We start from the raw sequence: 25,116 nt of genomic DNA, 5'->3' as shown, positions 1-25,116 counted from the left end.
AAAAATACTATCTATTTTTTTGATTATTTTTAAATTTAAATTCTTCAGGAATATTTGTTTCTTCAAATCCATCTTTAAAAATGTTTGTTCTAAATGATGAATTTGATTTATATTTTTCTTTTAATGCTTCTCTATATGATTTCTTTTGATCTTTTCCACCACCATAAATTAAATCGTATTGCGGTAAATTGTAATTTCCAAAAAGTTTTTGATAGTCATGACCATTTGATCTTAAAGCTGCTATTAAGCTAGTTTTTGCTGTATTGTTAGATGCATGAACAACACCGAAAACTTTATTTTCTTTTGCTCTAGCACTTGAACCTGAAGCACCACCAGCTGGTGCATAAAATCTTGGCATATAAGTTAATCCATAATTTATATATTTTTTACCATCTAAATTATATAATTCATTTCCAACGCGAGAAACAGCTAAAAAAGCATCTGTAACACCTGGTTTGTCAATAAAAGAACGATATCCTATTTGATATGAAAGGAAGTTACCTCTATTTAACTCAGAATCAGTATATGATGATTGTTGACCTTCTTTTTTCGCTAATTTTTTATAGTATCTATAATCTGAATTTACTCAAAGTGAGAAATTTCATTTAGATTGATCTATTTGATCTTGTTCAACATATTTTTCTAAGAAATAATCACCTTCAGATGTTGGATATCCTGCTATAAAAATTTGATCCACTTTATCAAGTTCTTTATTTGCTTCTTCCGGTTCATTAAAAATTAATTTTCTATCTACTGATTCATAATTATCTAAAAATGGTTTAGATAAAAATTTAATGTGTTTAGATGTATTTTTTTCATAATCATTTGTAACATATTTTGCAAATTCTGCATGAGTCTTATTTTTTCAATCACCTGTTTTATTTTGATTATTTGAAAGCACAGTTACATCAGTTGCTAAATTAAGTTTAGAAAAGTCAATTTCAAGTATTGCAAAATCTATAAATTCTTCAACATCTTGAAATTTACTTTTTTGTTCATCTGCTAGAAAATCACTAGGTTTTGTTTTCATGAAATCTGTTCCATCGAAAATTTTGGTTATAAAACCATTATTTTCTTTAGGAGACATAATAAAACGAGTGAAATTTGGATCAAGTTCACTTATTCTGAATGTATCTCCAACCCCCACATTATTATTAATCCTAAGAATTGATAAACCAAGTAATTTTTCTGTGAGTGCTTTGGCAACGTGTGAGTTTGTTCCAAAATAAAACTTTGTAGCTCCATTTGAATCTATTGCATAGTCCAAAATTCACATTGTTCCATTTTCTGATATAGATAATTTGTTTTCAGTGTCTTTAGCTGCTTTTTCTTTATATTCTTCTATGTTTTTTTGAAAAGTTTTGATGAATAAATCTTTAGTACCATATTGTCCAACAAATTCTTTTCAATCATTTTCAAATTTAGTTTTAGTCTCTTCAATGATTTTTCTAATTCCATCTTTTACACTTTCAGGTGCATTTTGAAGACGTTTGTTTAATTTTTCTAATTCATAATCACGGTTTATGTTGTGTTGTTTTTCTTGTGTTTCTAACCATTCTTTGAATTCTTTATCACTTTGTCTATTTGCTCAGTTAATATAAGATTGTGCTTCATTTATTTCTTTGGTAAACATATTTTTACCTGTGATTTTAACTTGAAAAGTTTGTTCAATCATTGTTTTATATGCTTCATTAGGAATTGTTCTCGCTAAACCATTAGTTTTCTCGTGTTCTCTACCATATGAGTCTATTGAAGAAGGGCCTTTATTTGTTTCGGGCCTATCATTAATCATTAGACCCTTAACATCACCTTTATCATTATAAACAGGGAGTGTAAAACCTTTAAATGCAGCATTTTCATATGTATCAAATCCAACTTTTTCTGCTAAGTCATTAAATTTTTTGATATTTTCATGACTGGTTTTTGAAAGCTCAGGTCTAGCTGATTTAAAATCTCCATCAGTTGATATTTGTCTTTTAAGGCTTTCCATATATTTTTTGTTATCTTGAAGAAAACGTTCTTTTTGACTTAATTCTTGGTATTTAAATAATTCATTTTTTTCTATTGCAGCAACACTTGGTATTGTTGATGAATGATGTTGACCGTTATTAGTTTTAAAACCTGAAACTGTATATTTTTTAGTTACTATTTTTTTACTTTCATTGTCTTGAAACTGAACATTAATGGCTATTTGCCCAGTTGCATTTGCATTTTTTTCTGTTTCAATATTTAAAATATAAGCCATTATGTTTTGGTTATTTTTGACATTTATTTTTGCAGCATCAATATTTTCTTTTGCTTCAGTTGGCAACACTTGTGACTTATCTCTTTTAAATCCATTAATATAAAATTCAAGGCTTGCAATTGATTCTAAATTATCAATAGATTTAATATTTTTTTCAAATTTTTCTCAATTACTATTATCTATTTCTACTGAACTAGAACTATCTTTTCTTGTATTACTGCCAGTTTTTGCTGAACTAGAGCCATCTTTTTCTTTATTGCTATTATCAATATCATCACTATCTTTCTTTGAATTATCTTGCACGTCACATTGTGAAGAAATAGCGATTGTAAAAATAGGTAGTGACAATAATGAAGATGTTCTTAAAAGATTTAATAAAATTTTTTTCTGTTTCATTTTAATTTCCTACAATTCTATGGTATGTAAACATCATTGCTTGTTTCAACATTATAACCATTTGATTTAAGTTGATCTCTAAGTTCATTTGCATCTTCTGGAACTTGGATAGTGTTTGAAGCTTTAATTGCATCATTGTATTTAAAGAAATATGTTAGATTTCTTAGAGCATCACCTGAAAGTCTATCCTTTGATGTTATTCTAATTTTTTTAGTTATGTTGCCATTACTGAAATTGATTTCTGTTTTTGGTGGTCAGGGTTCACCTGTCACCATGTGATGGAATGAAGCTTTATCAAGCTCATTGTCGCTAATTTCAAAAGTTTCTGCATTATTGTAAAGAGTTAATCTACGTATTTTTCTTGGTTTTTGATTTTTTCCTTCAATATCATGAAAAATGAGCCCTCTAAGAGATTTAATATTAGGAACACGTGAAAAATCAAGACCCATTGGATAACTATTATTGCTTTCATTATGATCTGGTTCAAGACCAGGTCCAAAAGCTCCTTGGAAGAATTTTTCATTATTTCTTGTGAAATATACTAATCTAAGACCATCATTAATTCTATCGAAATTTTGATCACCTTTATAGTCTTCTTGATCAAATGCAATAGTGTCAAAAGTTATTCTAGTTGCAATGTTTGAATTTTTAGGATAATGTGAACTAACATTATAATCATTTGTATTAATTCATTCTGTATTTCTAAGAGCTAATGGGTTAAATGATCATTGAGTAAGCAGAGAATTACCTTGAGTATAAAGAGATAATTCTTTAATATTTTTATTTTCAAGTGCAATTAATGATGATGTATTAGTAGCATTAGCTGAAAAGAATAATTCTAATTGTGGTAATTCATTTGGTAGTTCAGATAAAATTTCCTTAAATTTTTGACTTGAACTAGTTTCACCCATGTTGAAAATTCTATAAGAAGTAACTTCTTTTTTATCTTCTTTAAGTTTTTTAATAAGTTCTAAAGTTTTTGCATAACCAGAAGGATTTGCTGCATCAATTTCAACAACAATACCATGATTTCTCTTTCCACTTTCAGGATTGGTTTTACGCATTGTGCTTATTTTTATGCCATCGCTGTGACTAACATTGTATTTAGAATATTCAGGAGTACTTGTAACATCTGTTTTTTCTCATCCTGGATATTCACCAGTAAGAATACTTCCAGATGGTCTTGGTCAATGGTCATTATGTCAAAATGTTTTATTTTGATTGTCTTTTTTCATTGTGCTTACGACAGTATTAAATTCGTCAGGTGGTGCATATGATCATGAATCAAGCTCACCATTTTCGTTTACATATGTATTTCTAGGATCAATTGTCAATCCTTCTTTAAGGTATTTTTCAGCTTGTGATGACATTTTTGTAAATTTTGATTGATCTAAGTTTTGAATTAATCAAACATATCTTTGTGTTTCTGTATTGAATTTCTTTGTTGGATATTCTTTTTTAGCTTCTTCTTTTAAAAACTCAACAACTCTAGGTGAATTTAACAATCTTTGAAATCTTTGTAAAACATTTTGTCAATTGTATCTATCATTATCGCTAAGGTTTATTAGCTTTTCGGCTTCTTCAAGTGTTTTTGCATTATTTGTTATTGATGTTAGTCTAAAATCATTAAATAATCCAATTCTGTCATTATCTCCCGGATTCAATGCTTTTTCTATAGTCTTTTTCCTAAGTTCATCAGTTACCTCAATACCAAGAAGCTTATCAACAACTATATTTGTATAAGGTTTAGGATTGGCAATTTTTCTCTCTTTATCTCTTTGAGAAACAACTCTTTCTTTTCTTGGTTTAACATTAGCTTGAACTGTAACTCCATTAATAACAAGAGGCTTTTTAACAACTTCAGGTTCTGGTTTTGGTTTTGGAGGTTGTGGCTTTGGCTCAGGTTTAGGTTGAGGTTGAGGTTTTGGTTTTGGCGGTTCAGGCTTTGGCTTAGGTTTTGGTTTTGGCGGTTCTGGTTTAGGCTTAGGTGGTTCTGGTATAGGTTCAGGCTTTGGTTTTGGAGGTTCTGGTTTTGGTTTAGGTGGTTCTGGTATAGGTTCTGGTTTTGGAGGTTCTGGGACTGGGTCGGGTTTAGGCTTAGGCGGTTCTTCTGAAGGCAGTTGAATTTTCTCAATATCATCTGTAATAATGATTTTAGATTTTTTGTAATCTGTTGACGATGGTTTAGCTTTTGAATCAATTCCATTTTTATCTTGAGAAAGATAACTGTTAACTGCACCATTACTTACAATTCCTATTCCAGAATCATTACTAGATGAAGTTGCGTAAACTAATAGTCCAGTTGATATAGATAAAACTGAACCGGCTGCTACTGTACCAATAAGTATTTTGCTTTTTCTTTTCTTTAAAAAACTCATAAATACCTCTTTTTTATTTTTTATGTATCTCTGCACTTTATTATTTTCAAATAAATCATCTAAATAAATTATTAATAAGAATCTTATATATATCCTTTTTATAATAATATTTTCTTCAGATTTTTTTCGCATTTATAATACAACAAAAAAGTACTTACAAAAAAAAAAAAAAAAAACGGGAAAATTCCGTTTTCATTTTACATATTAAGCTTTTTTATAGGTTTTTTAAAAAAGAGTTATTTTAAAAAACTATTGAATTTTTCCTCATTTATTATTTCAACATTTAGTTCTTTTGCTTTGTCTAGTTTACTTCCTGGATCTTCCCCAATTAGTAAATATGTTGTTTTTGACGAAACACTTGACGAAACTTTTCCAGAATTTGATTCAATAATTGAAACATAATAGTCCCTAGGATTAGAAAGTTTGCCACTGATAACAAAAACTTTATTAGCGAAAATTGTTGAAATATTTTTTTTGTTTGTATTGTAATTCAAAACAGTGTCTAAGTATAAAGCAAGCTCTGTATTTTTATCATTGGCAAAAAAATCTTTTATACTATCCAACATTTTCGGTCCAATAGTTTTTATATGTTCAATTTTTCATAAATTTTTATCATTTATTATTTCACTAAAATTTTGATATTCATTTGCTATTAATTTTGCTGCTCTTTGTCCAATTTGTTTTATTCCTAGTGCAAAAAGTGCTTTATAAAAATCTACATTTTTTGATTTTTCGATGCTTTCAATTATATTTTTAAATTTTAGTCTTCCATATCTTGGTATTTTTAGTATTTCATTTTTTTTATCAGATAAAGTAAAAATATCTTGAATTTTATTAATTATTTTTGGATAAAAATCCTTTATTGTAGACAATCCTAATCCAACTATATCCATGCAGTTTCTTGAACAAAAGTGATATATATTGTTAATTTTTTTGTCATCACAATCATCATTTATACAAAATTGATCAACATTGTTTTCATATTCAACTAAAATTGAATGACATGAAGGACATGTATTATTTTTTTGATAAAAATCAATATTTTCTTTGTTTCCACTTAAACTAGTAACTTTGGGAATAATTTCTCCTGCTTTTATTATGTTGACATTATCTCCAACATTTATGTTCATTGTTTTTATAAAATTATGATTATGCAATGTTGCAGCTTTAACAGTAGTTTGATTTAAAACAACAGGCTCAATATTAGCAACATATGTAATTTTTCCAGTTCTACCTACTGTTGCAACTATTTTTTCAATTTTACTTTGTGCAACTTCAACATCATATTTAAAAGCAATTGAATGCTTAGGAAATTTAGCGGTTCTTCCCAGTTTTGTCCATAATAATATGTTATTTAACTTGATAACTAATCCATCCGCATCATATGGCAGTGTGTTTTTTATTTCAGAAAAATTTTCTATTTCATCTTCTAGTTCTTCAATATCAACAACTTTCCCAAAATCATTTACAGGAATTCCTAGTTTTTTTATAAATTGAATAGCTTCAAATTGAGTAGATATTCCATGTAGTTCTGGGTTAATTAGTTCATACAAAAAAGCACTTAAATTTCTTTGAGCAACAATTGATGAATCTAATTGTCTTAGCGTACCGCTTGCTGCATTTCTAGCGTTTGCAAATGAATTATTAGTATTTATTTTTTTAAAGTCCTCTTTAGTTATAAATACTTCTCCCCTAACTTCAAGATCATTGTGATAATTAATTGTTTTTGGAATGGACTTAATTTGAATAATATTATCTGTAACATCCTCTCCTTCTATGCCATTTCCTCTAGTTACTGCTTTTACTAATTTGCCTTTTTTATAGTGCAATGCTATACTTAAACCATCAATCTTAGGTTCAATTGTAAAGTTTATTTTTTCAATAGGTACAATTTTTTCAATGTTATTTATATATTTTAAAACTTCATCATATGAATACGCTTTAGCTAATGAAAGCATAGGTTTCTGGTGAGTGAATTTTGTAAATTTAGATGAAGCAAAAGATCCCAAAATTTTTGTTGGACTGTTTTCATTTATAAATTCTGGATATAACAATTCTAATCGTTCAAGTTCATTTAAAGCCTTATCATATTCAAGATCGCTAACAGATGGGTTATTTTCCTGATAGTATTCAATATTTCATGCATTAATTTTTCTAGTTAAACTATCGATTGCTTTTTTTGCTTCTAATTTATTCATTTATTTACCTACTATTGCTATTCTTTTATTTTAAATTTTTAAAATCCAATTAATATTATAATTTAATTGTTACCTAAAAAAAGAAAGGGGACTTGATGGAAAAATACAATTTGATTTTATCAAAAGAAAAATTTTATGATCAACAATTTTTAGCAGTAAAAAACACTGTAAAAGAAAAAATAAATAATTTTTATGCTGATAAAAAGAACTTGTCGAAGTTATATTTATCTCATTCTGGTTTTTGAGCCGGTTTATCTATTTTTTGTATTGGATTATTGTTATTATCAATAACTTTTTTACTGTTTTGTTTGATTTTATTTTGAGCGCCTAATCATCTATCAGAAGATGCTTGATTAAGAAAATATAATAATTATTTTCCTTTACTAATATCACTTATAACGCTATCATTAGCAATGATTATTCCTGGTTCAATTACTTACTGATTTGCAATAAAAGCTAAAAAATATGTAAAAGCTAATGTAATTAGTTCAATAAATAATAGAATTTTGGTGGATTATTTCTTTAAATATTTTGAATTAACTCCACAATATCTAGATGGAGATTCCTCTAATATAAATTATGAGTCTATTAATTTTTACAAAAATACAAATAATATAAAAGATTTAAAAAACTATAATTTAATCACTCAAAAGTATGAAATGTATGAAGCAAGAACTAGACAGCAATACATAAAAATGCAAAATTTATTATTTAGAAAAACCAAATGATGTCAATTAGATAATTTATCTAAAAAAGTGTATAAAAAAGCTTTAAAAAACAAAAAATTATTTTATAAAGACAGGATAGAAATCACAGAAGATGAGCTTTATTTTGGTATAGCTGCTAAGTTAATTAATTTAGACAAAAATGTTAATTTAACTCTTTTTGATGATAAGGATAACTATACTCCAGATGGTTATAAATTATTAAATGAATCTAAACAAATTATGAATTTAAACTTACGTTCATCAAATTCAAATGCTCTTGATAAATGAGTAAATGATTCAAATAACTTGCAATATTTAATTGATTTAAAAAACACAATTAATAAAACTACCATTAATGTCCCAGATAAAAAAAGTAAAATTAAAAATCATTATCAAAAAATTGATAATCTTGGTATGCTAATAAGAAATCAAGAAGCATTTATATGATTTAAAACTCCATTTGAATTATTAGATATGCATTTTGAAATATACACCTTTAAAAAAGATAAATTAGTAGATTTGTATGTTAATAAAATTCTTGATGATGCATATGTTGTTTATTTAGTTATGCAATTGTTAACTCCATTTGGTTTTGACATCAATATTAAAATAAATGATATTGAAGTTCAAGAAGCTAATAGAAAAAAAGAACAAACTAAGTCTGTAGATTTATTTAAGTCAGAACCAAAAGAAGAAGATGATTAAAAGACAAGTATTACTTGTTTTTTTATTTTTTTGTATGGTTAACTTATTATTAAATTTAATGATATATAATTGGAATCATGATAAAAAAAGGTGATATTTTATGTGGTTTAGTAAAAAATATTAACAATCACGGAATAATTGTGTGAACTTTTAATAATATGAAATTTTTTATTCCCTTAAGTTTGATAACAGATTTTAAAAAAACAAATATTGAAAGAATTTTTGAAATAAATCAAAAAATAAATTTTGTGGTTGAGTCTATTGATGAAGATTCCACAACGGGAATTGGCAATTTTAAAGCCAATCATCCTATTTATCTTCGTTCTCCTTTTTCTACTATTATTTCAGAAACAAAAAATGGTTTTCGCAATTTAAACAAAAGTATGAGTATTCTCATTGAAGAATATGAAAGCGGTAGAAAATAATGTCACGTATTGAGATTAATTTTGTAAATTATTCTCCAGAATTCAATAATAAAAACTTGATTGAAAAAGCTAGCAAACTTTTTGAGAACATAAGAAAGAAAAATGTTAAAGGTTTCGAGCATTTTGGTTTTCATGATCTAGTTCTCAATTTCGATAAGCAAAATTTTTTAGAATTAACAAATTTTAGCAATCATTTACATAGCCGAGAATGTGATAATTTGATTATTTTTTGTAATCCTAATGATATGAAAAATTTTGATTTAGCTAATAGTTTTCTTTTTAAAAATGATTTGTTAGAGAATAATAGAATTAAAATGCATTTCTTTGTTGATCAAAGACCTGAATTATGGCAGAGAGTTTATTTAAATATAAAACACTTATTTTTTAATAAAAAAACTTCATTTTTATTTATTGGACAAAGCAAATATTCGGATGAGTTTTTAGAATTTATTAAGTTAATTCTAAACAAAATTCAATTAGAAGAAGGATATTATAGAGCGCTCAAAAGGTGTTATGTAATAGCTAAACAGGCACTTGAAAAGCAATTATCTTTTATTGAAATTGAAGAAGAAAATAAAATTATAATGCCGTCAATATTGACTAACGGTTTTAGTTTCTTTGCTGAAAGCAATTTGTTTTTGTTGCTTATTAAAGGATGTAATTTATTTTCTTTAATTGAAGGCTATGAATCAACTATTCAAAATTTTAATAATGAAAATTTAGAAGAAAATATTGCATTTCAATATGCTTACACTAGAAGTTTAAAAGGTAAAGTTCTGAATTATCATTTCATTACATCAAATAATATGATTTTGCATAATTTGCTTGTTTTACAAGCTAATATGAATAATAAATTTTTAAAAAATAATAATTTTTCATATTTTTGTACTTTTCCAGACAGTATTTATTCTTATGGTCAATATATTATTGATAACAATAAAAATATGTATGTAACATTTTATAATATTAAAGATGAAAAATTAGATTATCAATTAAGCGATGATATACATATAAATGATGGAATTGAAAATTATAATACTACAAAAGTATCAAAATTTAGAAACAGTTCAGATGAGGGAATTATTGAAGTTATTTCAAATGTTTTATCAATACCAATGTGCATAATTACACTTTTAGATAATAGTATATCAACTCTAGGTTCTTTAATAGCTTTTATTTATTGAAGTTGAATTTATGAGTGTTATTTGAATGAAACAAATCCATTTGAGATATAAAGGAGTAAAAATGAATATAGTTAAAGTAGATATTACAAATGCGCTTTCAAGCGCAAAAATTCTAGAATACCAAGAAAAAGTTAATAAAATTCATGAAAATATCATGAATAAAAATGTTTTAGAAAAAGATTGACTTGGTTGATTGGATTTACCAAACAAGGTTTTTAATAGTGAATTTGATCAAATGCAAGAAATTGCTAAAATGTGAAAACTTCAAAATATTGAAACATTAGTTGTTATTGGTATTGGCGGAAGTTATTTAGGTGCAAAAGCAGGTTATGAATTTATTTTTGATAAATATAGCCTAAAAAAACCTGATATTGAACTTGTTTTTGCAGGAACATCATTAAGTAGTGAAGAATTAGTTAAACTTCTAAAATATGTTGAAAATAAAAAATTTGCCATAAATGTTATTTCAAAAAGCGGAACAACACTTGAACCATCTATTGCATTTAGAGAATTTAGAAAATTGTTGGAGTCAAAAGTTGGAGTTAAACATGCTCAAAACTTAATAGTGGCTACAACAGATGCTAAAAAAGGTGTTTTATATGATTTAGCAACTCAAAAAGGTTATAAAAAATTAATAATTCCTGATGATGTAGGTGGAAGATTTAGTGTATTAACTCCTGTTGGACTATTTCCATTTATTTGCGCAGGACTTAATGTTAAGGAATTAGTTAAGGGAGCACAAAAAGCTAATAATGAAGCTGATCTTAAAAATATTTTAGAAAATCCAGCTTATTTATATGCAACTACAAGACATATTTTAAGTAAAAAATATGATGTTGAACTTATGTGTACTTATGAGCCAAAATTATCATTTTTAGCTGAATGATGAAAACAACTTTTTGCAGAAAGTGAAGGAAAAGACAATAAAGGATTATGACCTGTTTGTTCGACCTATACTTCTGATTTACACTCTATTGGGCAAATGGTTCAAGAAGGAAAACCTATACTTTTCGAAACAATTTTAGTTGTAAAAGAGCCTATTTATGACATTCTTTTTGAAAGCGAGAAAGAAGATATTGATAAACTTAATTATTTAGACGGAAAAAGTTTACATAGTGTAAATCTTTCAGCTTTTAAAGGAACTTTGGAAGCTCATTCAAAAGTAGGCAATATACCTAATATTGTGTTAGAAATTAACAAATTAGATGAATTTTCTTTAGGATACTTATTCCAATTTTTTGAAAGAGCATTAACAATAAGTGCCTACTTGTTAGATGTTAATCCATTTAATCAACCAGGAGTTGAAATTTATAAAGCAAGCATGTTTAAATTGCTTAAAAAAGGAAAATAATGCCAGAATTGCCAGAAGTTAAAACAGTTATTAATTGTCTTAAACCTAAAGTGATAAATAAAACAATAATAAGTGTTGATGTTAAACTAGATAAATTATTAAAAAATTGTACATCTATAGAATTTAAAAATTATTTAGCAGGCGAAAGAATTCTTGATATTTATAATGTTGGCAAAAACATAATTTTTAAGTTAACCAATGAAAAAAATTTTATAAGCCATTTGCGTATGTCGGGCAAGTATTTTACAGATAAAAAAATTGGAATTAATCGACAACATGATCATATATTTTTTAAATTGAATGATGGAATCTGTCTATTTTATAATGATACTCGTCAATTTGGTTCATTTCATATTAAAAATTCAAATGATTTATTAACAACAGAACCATTGAATAAACTTGGCAAGCATGTAGAAGACATTAATGTTAGTGAAGTTTATCAAAAAATGATAAATAAAAATATTCCAATTAAGAATTTTTTACTTGATCAATCTTATATTTTAGGAATTGGCAACATATATGCTAACGAAATATTATTTGCCTCAAAATTAAACCCATGGACAAAATGCAAAAATATTCCTTTTGATAAATTTTTAGAAATAATTAAAAATACAAAAGATATTTTTCGTAAAGCAACAATTCTTGGTGGTTCTTCAATAAGTGATTTTGTTTCATCAGATAATAATGAAGGTCAATATCAAAATTATTTAAATGTTCACATGAGAAATAAAAAATCTTGTCATTTATGTGATTATAAAATTGAAGCTCAAGTTTTATCACAAAGAATGACATATTATTGTCCCAACTGCCAGAAAGAAAACTATGAGTAAAAAACATAAAAGAAATTACTATTGAAGCAATGATGATTTTTCAAATATCATTGATTTACATGGTTTTTCATCAGTCGAAGCCTTAACAGAAGTACAACTTGCTATAACTGCTGCTTACGAAAATGAACAGCATGATTCATTATTAATAATAACAGGCAAGGGACAAAATACTTTAAAAGCATACATTGAAGAATACTTAAGAGATTCAAATTATGATTATGTTATTGATCCAGACGGCGGTTCAATAACTGTTTATCTATAAAAAACTATCTTTCAATATTAAAAATGGTCATTACTTTATATAAATTTAATCAATGATGAATATAATGGAATCTAATTTATAGATTTAATTGAATGATTGTTTATGTAAAAATTAAATTAAATGCGTCACATTTTTATAATTGTGGCGCATTTAATTTGTTTTATGTTTGAAAGATAACGCCATTTTAATTATATGTTCTTGATAAACTCATTGATATAAGACTTAAATTCTTTAATTTTGTCATGTTGTTGATTGAATAATGGTAAACCAATTATTTTATATTTATTAGCAAATAATTCACTAATTTGATTTTTTTCCTTAATTTCCATTAAAAATTTTTCTTTTCATGAATCATTTTCAAGTAGATGCTGACCTTTTGGTTCAATGAATGCTTGATATGTTGTTTCATCATAGTTAGTTTTCTTTTTAATAAATAGTAAAAAGTCGGGTTCAAACCTTTCACCACTGATTTATTGAGTCTAATCCAACAAAAAAATGCCATTTCTTTTTTATCAATTATTTTTTTTAGATAAAAATCGCACTTAATTATCATCTTGCTATTTCACTTGAAAAATTAAAGTGGATTCCCGCCTTTTTATTTCGAGTTGCCAATACAATATTAATTATTAAAACTTATAAAATCAATTTTTACAATTAGCATATTTTTTAAATATAAATTTATAAAAAATAAAATAAAAATAACAAAAAGTACCTAATTTAGGCACTTTTTAATGTTAAGTTCAATATGAAGCTAAAACTTTAAGTTTAACAATACTATTTTTATTAATTATTTACTATGCTTTAAATTAGTTACTAATAAATTCAAGGTGTTCTGGTTTTATATGATGCGTTGTATTTGTATCTTTTTCAATGTTGCCTGATGAATATTTAGTCATATATTCGTCTTTATTTGGAATATTTTCTATATAAAGTTCTTCTTTTCCATTGATTCTAATTTTGAATTTTGTGCCAAATTCATCATTTGAGGCAAAAATTAAACCATCACTAAAGTAATCATAGCTATTTTCCTTTTGAATTCCAATGCTTGAATGCCATGTTGGATTACCATATCATTGAATTTCAAATTTATCGTATTTTTCACGGTAATATGAATCATCTATAATAATTTTTGGCTGTTCTGGTTTTGAACCAGGCTCAAAATAAATTTTAGCAACTTTAGTTTTATATCCAGATTTGCCTTTATGTTCAATATTTTCATTATAAATTGATCAAATTCCATTACCCACAAGGTGAATTATTTCATTTTTAAATAATTCCCTAGCTATTTGTTTAATAGGTGAATTTGCACTATTTTGTAATTTCGCTAAATTACCTGAATAAATACCAAAATTGTCAAAATTTTCTGATGAAATGCTCATAAGTTCTGAATTATATGAGCTTATGATGTTTTTATAGTACTCTTCTCAAGATTTATTATTAATTGTTTCATTTCTTGACTTTTTGTTGATTAATTCAAGAGCCTTTTCAAGGTTATTTAGATAATAAATTGAAGTTTTATTTGCTAATTTTACCTTATTAGAATAATCTTTAACAAATTGAATACTATAGAGATGATTATTTAATTCGTTTTCATAAAAATCAATATTTTTATTTAAGTTATCAATTATTTTTTGATTTAGTTTTTTTAATTCATCATAATTAATTTGCTGATTGATTTCAGCAAATTTATTTATTACTTTTTTAAAGGCTCTAATTTCTTTGCTTAATTTATTATTAGTTTCTCTGTGTTTAGCTAGTTCATCTTTAATTTTCTGATGTGCAGCTTGATCATCACTATTGTGTAAACGAGTTAATAATTCACTCTTTATACTATCGTCAATATCACCAATGTCTTTAGCTTTTTTTATTTGACTTTTAATTTTTAATTTTTGCTCATTTATTTCACTAAGTTGTTGATATTTGCTATTAGCATCTTCAGTTGAATTATTTTTTATATACTCTTCCGCATGGAGTTTTCCATCAGCTGAAATTAAATCAAGTTTTTTGACATTTTCAACTGTATTTTGTTTGTTTTCGTTATTTTGCTGAGCATTATTAAGTTGGCTTTCAATATCTTGTTCATTGTTTGAATTATCAATATTTGTTTTATAAACTTGCTTTTCGTTTTGAGATAAATATTCCAAAGTATCGATTTTATTTTTAGTTATTTCTTTTGAATTTATATTATTAGTATTTGAAGGATTGTTTGGCTTTAATTCATTATTATTTGGTGCTGTTGATTGATTTTTACTCAATTTTGTTGCTTCATCTACAATGTTATAAACTTCTTGTTTATTTTTTGCTTGATCAACTTTATTCAAAAAGTTTTGTTTCTCATTATTAATACCTTCAAGTTTATTAATATTATTTTTTGCTTTTTCTTTTGCTATCTCTAATTCGGCTTTGTCAAAAATTTCTTGAGCTTCTTGTTTTCCATTAGCATTAATAATCTGCTTTTGTAATTCACTTTTATTTATTGATTTTGATTCTAACTCATAGACTTGGCTTATTAGATTTTGCTTTTTGTTATTAATATCTTGAACATTGTTTTTAATTGACTCTAATTCTTGTTTTGAATTTTCGTTATGTAGATTAATATTGTTAACATCATCTATAAATTTATTAACTTCATTTTCAGATAGATTTTTGTTTTTTAATGAATTAATTTCTTGTTTAATTGAGTTTTTAATTTTGTCTGATTCAACTGCTTTTTGGATGTTTTGGTTAATTTTAGATTCATCAAATTCACTGTTTATTTCACTTTTAAAAATTTCTTTTTCAATGTTATTTAAATCATTAAGTGAGTCAATATTTTGAATAGATTGCTTTTTAGTGTTATTCAATTTGATAGCTTTGTCAAGAACATTTTGAGGGGTGTTTTCTGGAGTTTTATTAGCTGAGTTTGAATCTATAAGCTCTTGAAATAACCTTTGTTTGTCTGTGTTTGTTAATGAATCCAATTTGTTGATTTTATCATGCTTTTCTTGTTTATCATCTTGTAATTTTTGCGCATTATTAAGTATCTCGTTTACTTTTTCAACTGTATTGGCATTAATTATCTCTTGAATGTAAGAATCTTTTTGTGAATCAGATATATGGTTAAATTCATTGTTAATTTTTGCTTTTGCATCTTGTTTATTATTGTGTAAATCATTTAATTGCTTTGCGATTTTGTCAACCTGTTCTTGATTAGTTGCATTTTCAATTTCATTTAATGAATTTTGCTTGAATTCTGAGTTAAACAAGACAAAAATATCATTAGTATCTTTTTTAACTTTTTCTTTCGAGTTTGACAATGAAATTTCCTTTTTAATTTTGCTTAGTTGTTGTGGAGTTGTGGCATTTTCAACTTGTGCATTAAATTCTTGTTTTTGTTCATTTGATAAATTGTCAGCAGTACTTAAATGATTTAAAACATCATTTTTTAATTTTTGTAGAGCAATAATTGTAATTGACTTTTCATTTTCAATTAATTTGTTTATTTTTTCTATTGCCTTTTCATATTTAAATTCACTTATTTTGTTGTTTAATTTTTGAATTTCACCACTTAATCTGTTATTTGATTGGTTAAATTCTTCGACTAAAATTTCAAAATTGTTAGTTGAATTAATTTTGCTTTCTGAATTGTTTTGTAGTTGATTAAGTAAAATTAGTTGATTATCAATATCTGATTTGATGTTGTTTATTTTTGCTTTTAATTCTTTGATTTTTTGACTTGAATTTTCAATAACATCTTTTAAATTCTCATTTGCATTCATAATTTCACTAGGTAATGTTTCAGTAATCGAATTAATAAAATTATGAGTACCTTTAGCAGCAATGTTTTTAATTTCAAAATCTTTGACAAATAATTCAAGAGTAGGTAATTCTTCATTTAAATTGTCAAATTGATTGATTTTTTCATTCAAAATTTCAATATGCTTATTTAAATCATTTAAATAAGTTTCATTTTTTTGTTTAGTTGTTAAACCTTTAATTGTTTGAATTAGATTTTTAACTTCTTGTTCTGCTTTTTCAACTTCTTTTGCTTTCAAAACTAAATCATCAACGTGTTTTTTTGAGTCCATGTCTTGTGCCATTTGCTTTGCTTTTTTAAGTTCTTCGCTAGCTTTTTGCAGTTCTGGAATTACTTCTTTTAAACCTTGTGAATCAATTTTAGAAGCGCTTTGTAGCTTTTCAATAGCTATATCTGAAGTTTTTTTAGTTTTGTCAACTATATCTTTAATAGTATTATTATTTTGTTTTAGTCTAATTTCTGACTCATTAATTTTGCTTTCTAAATTGTCTATTGAAGTGTTGAACTTTGCAAGAGATTCCAAAATTTCATTGTTTTTTTCATTATTTGATTTATTAAACTTTTGTTTGTATTTTTCAATAGCTTTTTTAAGTGCATCAACTCGATTTTTATTAGACTCAAGAGTTTGAATATCTGTATTCAATTCTTCTATTTGTTTATTGATTTGTTCAACAATTTTGTTTTGTGATATTTGTTTTTGAGAGCAGATTGTAGCCATTGATGATGCAATAATTATTGCAGAGAGTGATATAACAGTTGTCGCTGCAAACAAGGCATATTTGGTTTTCTTTTTCATAGGCCCCCAAGTATTATTTTTAAATGATAAAGAATGATAAAGATAGTTAATAAATTAAAGGAAATGTTTACTAATAAAAATATGATTTAAATTATACATAAATTATTTGCTCTAAAAAATAAAATAAGTTTCTTGGTTTTTTAGAAAAAACATATTAAACCCATTTAAAAAGCAACAAATTTTGTTGCTTATTGTTTTTGTTAGAATTTATTTCAATATTTTTAAAAAAGCTTGATTTGTTAAAACCATAAAGTATATAATTTAGACAATATTCATTATTAATTAAAATTATTTTTTCATTTAAAAGGGAGATTCTATGAAAATAGTATTAATTGGTGCAAATCACGCTGGAACATCTTTTATTAGAACATTAAAAACATTAGATAAAAATGTTGAAATTACAGCATATGATAGAAACACAAACGTATCATTTTTAGGCTGTGGTATAGCTGTTTGAGTAAGTGGCGAATTTACTCAACCAGAAGGTTTATTCTATTCATCACCAGAAATTTTAACAAATAAATATGGTGTTAATTTAAAAACTAGTCATGATGTTGTAGCTGTTGATAGAGCTAAAAAACAAATTACAGTTAAAAACTTGACAACAGGTGAAGAATTTACAGATTCATATGACAAATTAATTTATGCTGGTGGTACATGACCTATTACACCAAGAATCAAAGGCTTAGAGTACAATAACATTGTTGTTTCTAAATTATTTCAACATGCTGAAACACTTGTTGAACATGCTAATGATTCAAAAATCAAGAATGTAGTTGTTGTAGGTGCTGGATATATTGGTACAGAATTAGTTGAAGCATTCCATCAAAAAGGCAAAAATGTAACTTTAGTTGACACAAATGAAAGAGTTGTTAATAACTATTTTGATTCTGAGTTTACAAAAGTTATGGAACAAAGAATGCAAGAAGATGGTGTTAAACTTGCACTGGGTGAAACAGTTCAAGAATTTGAATCTAATAATGGTTCTGATGTTTCAGCTGTTATTACAAACAAAGGCAAATACGAAGCTGACTTAGTAATTATGTGTATTGGTTTTAGACCAAACACAACTATTATTGATGCTGATAAAACTGCAAATGGTGCCATTAAAGTTAACAAATATCAACAAATTCTTGGTGATGAAAATGTTTATGCAATTGGTGATTCATGTGCAACAATTCATACAGTGACAGGAGAATATCAACATGTAGCACTTGCTACAAATGCTGTTAAAACAGGTGTTGTTGCTGCCCTTCATTTAGCAGGAGCAAACATTCCATTCCCTGGCGTTGCTGGAACAAATGCTATTAATGTTTTCAATTGCCACTATTCAAGTACAGGATTCACTGAAGAAGCTGCTAAGAGACATGGTATAGAAAATGTTGGAAGTGTATACTTTGAAGATAATGATAGACCAGAATTTATGAGTACAGCTGAAAAAGTTGCATGTAAAGTTGTTTATGACACAAAAACATTTAAATTATTAGGTGTACAAATTGGTTCATGAGGTGAAGCAATTCATACAGAAACAATTTATATGTTTGCTCTTGCAATACAAAAAGGCCTTACATTGCCTGAATTAGCACTTACTGATGTATACTTCTTGCCACACTTTAACAAACCATTTAACTTCTTCTTGGTTCCTATGTTAAAAGCGCTTGGACTTGACTATAAATACTAATAAAATTATGAAAACAGATATTCAAAGAAACAAAATTCTTATTATCTGTTTTTTTATTTTATGTTTTTTCATTTAAATTTATTTATAATTACTATTTATATTTGTATTTAGAATAAAAGTCACCAATTCATATAACTTAAAAATGAAGGAGATAATCGATGAAAAAACTAAAATTATTATCAATAGCGCCACTTGCAGCACTGCCTATAAGTGTTATGTCTGCTACAACAGAGAATACTAATTCTCAGCCAAAAACAAAGAATTTATTTGAAATTTTAAGATTCAATGCTCAATTTGAAAAACAAAGAGCATCTTTAACAGGACTAGCAGCAGTTCTCATTGAGCAAGCACAAGAACAACAATTAACAAATATTAAAGAATTAATTGAAAAATATAATGCTTATTTTGAAGAATTTTGTAATAAATACATTACACAAGACTTATACACTAAACCAGATACAGTTGCTTGATTATCTGGTCATATGTCAAGATATAGATTTGTATTAAACGCTTTAACAAGAGTTCTAAAAATAGATGATGCGCTAAATAATAGAATGACTAACGCAACTACAGGTGAAGAAACAGAACAACCAGCATCAGCGCCTGTTGAAAATGAAAGTGAAAGTGTAAATATTAAAGAATTTAAGCAAGATATTGATATAAAGATTAAAGAAGAAATTCTAGATAAAACAATATCTGATGAGGCAATTAATGCTGAAAAAGCTACAAATCAAGATCATAAAAAACAAGATGCTTACGAAAAAGTTGAAGATAAAATTGTTACTATAATTCACACAAGTCTACTTGAATTGTTAAAAACAACAGACAATAAATTATTTGATTTAGATTCTTTTGTTGATAAACTTTTAGAAGAAAATGAAGAACTAAAAAATATTTTAATAAAACTTGAAAATGATAGAGAATCATTGCAAACAGATTTAGCAACTGCTCAAAAAGATAAAGAATCATTGCAAACAAGTCTAACAAATGCAGAAAATGATAAAAAATCATTACAAACAAGTTTGACAACTGCTCAAAATGATAAAGAATCATTACAAACAAGTCTTACAAATGTTCAAAACGAATTAAAAGATGAGCAAAAAAATAATCTAACTCTAAAATGAGCAATGACTTTTGTAAGTATATTAGGAGTATTTAGTTTAATTTTCCTTCTTATATTACTATTATTACTGCTTAAAAGACGTAAAAAAGTTGAAGATAAAGATTAATAAAATTTACATTTTCTAACCTTATATAACTATTACTTGTAATTTTGACGATTGCTAATCTCATAATGGTGAAAGTGAAAACTTGAAAAATAATTAAAAACACTTTTGTTAAAAAGTTATTTTAAAAAAGTTTTTTTATAATTTATTAGTTTAAATAAAAATAACGAATATGGCTAATTTAAAAGTATTTTCGTTATTTTTTTATTTATTATAAAAATAAACAAATATCCTTTAAATTAAAATGTAAGAATTCATATTTAATTTAATCAATAATTAAGCTAATGTCTAAATTAGTCAAAACTTATTATGAATATTAATTTTAAAAATATTAGAGTTTATAAGCCTAGATTTGGTTAATTAGTTTCAATGTAATTGTTATTTAATATATAATCTAAATTATGAATAATTCAAATTATGATGCATCTAGTATTAAACAGTTAAAAGGTCTTGAAGCTGTTAGAAAACGTCCTGGAATGTATATTGGTTCAACAGACATAAATGGTTTACACCATTTGATTTGAGAAATTGTTGATAATTCTATTGATGAAGCATTAGCTGGTGAAGCAAGCGAAATCATTGTTATTTTAAACAAAGATGGTTCTGTAACTGTTTCTGATAATGGCCGTGGCATACCGGTTGGAAAAACTGATAGTGGAAAAAGTGCTGTTGAATTAGTATTTACTGAACTGCATGCTGGTGGTAAATTCAATGAAGGCGCTTATAAGACATCAGGTGGTCTTCATGGTGTTGGTTCATCAGTTGTTAATGCACTAAGCAAAAGACTAAAATGCTTTGTTTATAGGGATAAAAAGATATATGAAACTATTTTTGAAAATGGCGATAATATAGTTCAAACAACGCATGTTATAGGAACAACAAATAAACGTGGAACAACTATTCAGTTTTGACCAAATTATGATATTTTCAAAAGAGCTAAATTTAGCTTTGAAACAATTGCTGAAAGATTAAGAGAAAGTAGCTTTTTAATTGCTGGTTTATCTATTAAATTAATTGATGAATCAACAAAAAGAAGTGAAGAATTTGTTCACGAAAACGGACTAAAAGCATTTGTTGAATTTATAAATGATTCAAAAAATGCTCTTTTTAATGCTTACTCTTTTAAAGAAACAAAAAGAGATATTGAAGTTGAATGTAGTTTTCAATATACTGATGGCTATAGTGAAACAGTTTTATCATTTGTAAACAATGTTAAAACTCGTGATGGCGGAACGCATGAAATAGGTCTAAAATCAGCTCTAACTAAAACTATAAATGACTTTGCCATTGATGAAAAAGTTTTAAAAGGCAAAAATACATTTGATGGTGAAGATATTCGTGAAGGTCTTACAATAGTTTTATCAGTAAAAATTCCTGAAAAATATCTTGAATTTGTGAGTCAAACAAAAGATAAACTAGGAACCCCAGAAGCTAAAAGTGTTGTTGAAGAAATAGTTTCAAAACATTTAAAAATATGAATTACAGAAAATAAACAAATAGCTAAAAAAATTCTTGACAAAGTTAAAAAAGCCTCAGATTCACGTGAAGCTGCAAGAAAAGCTAGACTAGAAGCTAGAAAAACTAAAAGTGTTTTAAAAGAAAAACAAATTTTAAGTGGCAAGCTAACTCCTGCTCAATCTAAAAATCCTAGAGAAAAGGAACTTTTTTTAGTTGAAGGTGACTCTGCTGGTGGTAGTGCAAAAAGTGGTAGAGACAGGAAATATCAAGCTATATTACCACTTAGAGGTAAAGTTATCAACACTGAAAAAGCTCGCTTATTTGACATACTAAAAAATGAAGAAATTGCAACTATTATTAACACAATTGGAGCAGGTATTGGAAATGATTTTGATTTATCAAAAAGACAATATGATAAAGTTGTCATAATGACTGATGCTGACACAGATGGTGCTCATATTCAAATACTTTTACTTACATTTTTCTTCAGACATATGCGTCAATTAGTTGAAAATGGAAATGTCTATATAGCTCTTCCTCCTTTGTTTAAACTTACTTTAAATAAGGCTAAAAAAGAAATTTGTTATGCTTGAGATGAACAAGAATTAAAAGAATTATTGAGTTCAAAAATGAAAGGTTCAGAAGTTCAAAGATATAAAGGTCTTGGGGAAATGAATGCTGACCAATTATGGGAAACTACTATGAATCCCGAAACAAGAACTTTGATTCAAGTAAAAATTGAAGATGCTGCTTTAGCAGAAAGAAGAGTTTCAACTCTTATGGGTGATAATGTTGAATATAGAAAAAACTGAATAAATAAAAATGTTGATTTTACAATGGAAGATGATTTTTCACTATAAAAGGACAATTTAAATGAATAAAAAAAATGAGAAAAAACTTGATGATTTACTATCAAAAATTATTCAAGAGAATCTAGATAGTATAATGGCTGAGCGATTTAGCCGTTATTCAAAATATGTTATTCAACAACGCGCTCTTCCAGATGTAAGAGATGGACTTAAGCCAGTTCAAAGAAGAATCTTATATTCTATGCAAGACTTAAAACTAAATCATGATAAAGCATTTAAAAAATCGGCCAGGGTTGTTGGAGATGTTATAGGTAAATATCACCCTCATGGTGATTCATCAATTTATGATGCTATGGTTAGACTTGCACAAGAGTGAAAAATGGGACACACTCTTGTTGAAATGCATGGTAATGTTGGTTCAATAGATGATGATCCTGCTGCAGCTATGCGTTATACAGAAGTTAGATTGACTGAAATATCAAACTATGTTATTGGGGATATCTTCAAAAATACTATTAAATTTGCACCAAACTTTGATGATTCTGAGAAGGAGCCTACTGTTATGGCTTCTGTCATTCCTAATATTTTATTAAATGGTGCATCTGGTATTGCATCTGGTTTTGCTACGGAAATGCCACCGCATAATTTAAATGAAATTTTAGATGCTGCAATTGCCAAAATTAAAAATCCAGATATTCAACAAAGTAAGATTTTTCAGATTGTTAAAGGTCCAGATTTTCCAACTGGCGGTCTGATATATGGAACAAGTGGAATATCAGAGGCATTTGAAAGAGGAAAAGGAAGAATAACGCTAGTTTCTAGGTACAAAACTTATTCAGATAATAAAAATAAGTATATTGAAATAAATGAAATACCATATGGGGTTGTTAAATCAAAATTAGTTCATGACATAGATGTTATAGTTTCAAGCAATGAAATTGCAGGATTACTTGAAGTAAAGGATCAATCAGATCGAAATGGAATTAGTATCCTCATAACTTTGGAAAAAGACACAAATGAGGAAGTAATTATTAATTTTTTACTTTCAAAAACTCAAATGCAGATTTACTATAACTATAATAATGTTGTTATCCAAAATAATTCACCTAAAACACTAGGACTTATCCAACTTCTTGATGCTTATTTGGATCATGTCAAAGATGTAAAATATAAAACATTATTATATGATTTAACAAAATATAAAGCAAGATTAGAAATAGTACTTGGTTTTATAAAAGTTTCTGAAATAACTGATCAAGTAATATTGGTTATTAGAAATAGTGAAAATTCAAAACAAGGTGTTATTGATGACCTTATTAAACACTTTAATTTTAGTGAAAACCAAGCAAGAGCCATTGCAGAATTAAGATTATATAGATTAAGTAAGACTGATAAAAATGCTTTTTTAGCTGAACAGTCAGAATTGGAAGCTTTAATAGCTAATTGTGAATTGCTGCTAAATGATCAAAATGAATTTAATAAATTTCTTATAGAACTATTTCAAACTATTAAAAGTAAATTTGGTAAACCAAGAAAAACCTCAATTATAGACCAAGAATATAAAGCTTCATTTAGCCAAGTTGATTTAGTTAAAGATGAAGAAATTATCTTAGGAATAAGTAAATTTGGATATTTAAAAAGAATTAGCAAAAGAGTGTCGGAATCAAATGATTTTATAACTTATGGACTTAAAGAAGATGACAAAATAATTTTCTATGGAAGCGCTAATACGCTTGACAATTTTTTGTTATTTTCAAACTTTGGAAATTATGCTTATTTGCCTGTTTTTAAGATAAATGAGTCAAAATGAAAAGATTTTGGATTACATCTTAGTGACTTTGTTGATTTAGCGCCTGGTGAAGAAATTGTTAGCGCAATAAGAGTTACTGATTTTAACTTGCTTAATTATGTAACACTAATTTCTAAACAAGGTTTAGGTAAAAGAGTTTTATTAAAAGACTTTGAAGTTTCGCGCTTTAATAAAACATTTACAGCTATCAAACTTAAAGATAAAGATGAACTTGTTAATGCTAAGCTATCTAATGGTTTTAAAGATGTTTTATTAATTACTAAAAACGGTAATGCATCTTTATATTCTGAAAATGATATACAAATTTATGGTACAAAATCTTGCGGCACAAAATCATGTTATATGCCGCCTTCTGATGAAATATCTGCATTTGCATTAGTTGAAAATTCAGAAAGTATTGCTTTACTAACAAAAAATTCACAAATTAAACGAATTAATGTTGCAAATATAACAAAAGTGCCTAAAAAGAATATTGGTAAGCCTATTTTCTTACAATATAAAACTAAGCCTTATGTTGTAAGCGACTGTGAAGTAGTTAACTCAAACACTGAAATTTATATCACAAATGAACAAGGACAAATTACATTTGAAAGAGTTGGAAATTATCCTTTGACAACTATAAATGAAGGTTTTTCAAAAATTAAGATACCTAATGTTAGAACATGTTCTTTCAAAATTAATTATATAAGTGATAATTCAACAAAACCTGAAATTTCATTCACTCAAAGCACACAAAAAGAAGAAGAATTAATCACAAAAGCAGAGAGTCAAATTAGAACAGCTGATTTGGATATTGATGACATATTAAAACGTGTAAATATTATGTTTGAAAAAGACAAAAAGTAAATATAGTAAAGTT

The 25,116-nt window shown here is 26.4% G+C and carries 15 protein-coding genes; 10 read left to right on the top strand and 5 right to left on the bottom strand.

Annotation, left to right across the window (positions count from 1 at the left end):
• Positions 1–7: 7 nt before the first annotated feature.
• The 3 genes from mip to ligA form a co-directional block, all read right to left on the bottom strand.
• A complete protein-coding gene (gene mip, locus JS510_RS01725) occupies positions 8–2,641 on the bottom strand; it encodes an Ig-specific serine endopeptidase MIP (protein ID WP_205517047.1) in 2,634 nt (877 codons plus the stop codon).
• 17 nt (positions 2,642–2,658) lie between these two features.
• Entirely contained in the window at positions 2,659–5,019 is a 2,361-nt protein-coding gene (locus JS510_RS01720; RefSeq protein WP_205517046.1) for a putative immunoglobulin-blocking virulence protein, read from the bottom strand.
• Between the two features lie 236 nt (positions 5,020–5,255).
• Positions 5,256–7,217: an NAD-dependent DNA ligase LigA gene (gene ligA / locus JS510_RS01715; protein ID WP_205517045.1), complete on the bottom strand. Its 1,962-nt coding sequence runs from the start codon at positions 7,215–7,217 to the stop codon at positions 5,256–5,258.
• Between the two features lie 95 nt (positions 7,218–7,312).
• On the opposite strand from ligA, the gene JS510_RS01710 reads away from it, so the two are divergent.
• The 6 genes from JS510_RS01710 (at position 7,313) to JS510_RS01685 (ending at position 12,681) form a co-directional block, all read left to right on the top strand.
• A complete protein-coding gene (locus JS510_RS01710) occupies positions 7,313–8,629 on the top strand; it encodes an MAG2810 family protein (protein ID WP_205517044.1) in 1,317 nt (438 codons plus the stop codon).
• 77 nt (positions 8,630–8,706) lie between these two features.
• Positions 8,707–9,054 (top strand): S1 RNA-binding domain-containing protein, encoded by a 348-nt coding sequence (locus JS510_RS01705; RefSeq protein ID WP_205517043.1) that lies wholly within the window; start codon positions 8,707–8,709, stop codon positions 9,052–9,054.
• The gene (locus tag JS510_RS01700; RefSeq protein ID WP_205517042.1) at positions 9,054–10,289 is read left to right on the top strand and encodes a glucose-6-phosphate isomerase; all 1,236 of its coding nucleotides are present in this window, start codon (positions 9,054–9,056) and stop codon (positions 10,287–10,289) included. The genes JS510_RS01705 and JS510_RS01700 overlap by 1 nt, the downstream gene beginning before the upstream one ends.
• A gap of 10 nt (positions 10,290–10,299) precedes the next feature.
• A complete protein-coding gene (locus JS510_RS01695) occupies positions 10,300–11,589 on the top strand; it encodes a glucose-6-phosphate isomerase (protein ID WP_205517041.1) in 1,290 nt (429 codons plus the stop codon).
• Positions 11,589–12,419, top strand: a complete 831-nt coding sequence (mutM, locus tag JS510_RS01690) for a DNA-formamidopyrimidine glycosylase (protein ID WP_205517040.1) — start codon at positions 11,589–11,591, stop codon at positions 12,417–12,419. The genes JS510_RS01695 and mutM overlap by 1 nt, the downstream gene beginning before the upstream one ends.
• Positions 12,412–12,681 carry a Smr/MutS family protein gene (locus JS510_RS01685; RefSeq protein WP_205517039.1) on the top strand — a complete coding sequence of 90 codons (270 nt, stop codon included), beginning with the start codon at positions 12,412–12,414 and terminating at the stop codon, positions 12,679–12,681. Before mutM ends, JS510_RS01685 begins: the two co-directional genes overlap by 8 nt.
• A 188-nt stretch (positions 12,682–12,869) precedes the next feature.
• Here the strand turns inward: JS510_RS01685 and JS510_RS01680 are convergent, their stop codons facing one another.
• Entirely contained in the window at positions 12,870–13,010 is a 141-nt protein-coding gene (locus JS510_RS01680) for a hypothetical protein (protein WP_205517038.1), read from the bottom strand.
• Between the two features lie 477 nt (positions 13,011–13,487).
• Positions 13,488–17,273 (bottom strand): rhoptry family protein, encoded by a 3,786-nt coding sequence (locus tag JS510_RS01675; RefSeq protein WP_205517037.1) that lies wholly within the window; start codon positions 17,271–17,273, stop codon positions 13,488–13,490.
• A gap of 316 nt (positions 17,274–17,589) precedes the next feature.
• Here JS510_RS01675 and JS510_RS01670 point away from each other — a divergent pair, with 316 nt between their 5' ends.
• The 4 genes from JS510_RS01670 (at position 17,590) to JS510_RS01655 (ending at position 25,103) form a co-directional block, all read left to right on the top strand.
• Positions 17,590–18,954 (top strand): FAD-dependent oxidoreductase, encoded by a 1,365-nt coding sequence (locus JS510_RS01670; RefSeq protein ID WP_205517036.1) that lies wholly within the window; start codon positions 17,590–17,592, stop codon positions 18,952–18,954.
• A 158-nt stretch (positions 18,955–19,112) separates the two neighbouring features.
• On the top strand, positions 19,113–20,183 hold the full coding sequence (locus JS510_RS01665) for a hypothetical protein (protein ID WP_205517035.1): 1,071 nt from the start codon (positions 19,113–19,115) through the stop codon (positions 20,181–20,183).
• 398 nt (positions 20,184–20,581) lie between these two features.
• Positions 20,582–22,498: a DNA topoisomerase IV subunit B gene (gene parE, locus JS510_RS01660; RefSeq protein ID WP_205517034.1), complete on the top strand. Its 1,917-nt coding sequence runs from the start codon at positions 20,582–20,584 to the stop codon at positions 22,496–22,498.
• 13 nt (positions 22,499–22,511) lie between these two features.
• The gene (locus JS510_RS01655) at positions 22,512–25,103 is read left to right on the top strand and encodes a DNA topoisomerase IV subunit A (RefSeq protein WP_205517641.1); all 2,592 of its coding nucleotides are present in this window, start codon (positions 22,512–22,514) and stop codon (positions 25,101–25,103) included.
• Positions 25,104–25,116 lie beyond the last annotated feature (13 nt).

It is taken from the genome of Mycoplasma tauri (genome assembly GCF_016925555.1).
In the GTDB taxonomy this organism is placed as follows: domain Bacteria; phylum Bacillota_I; class Bacilli_A; order Mycoplasmatales; family Metamycoplasmataceae; genus Mycoplasmopsis; species Mycoplasmopsis tauri.
This window is presented reverse-complemented; position numbering and strand designations above follow the sequence as displayed.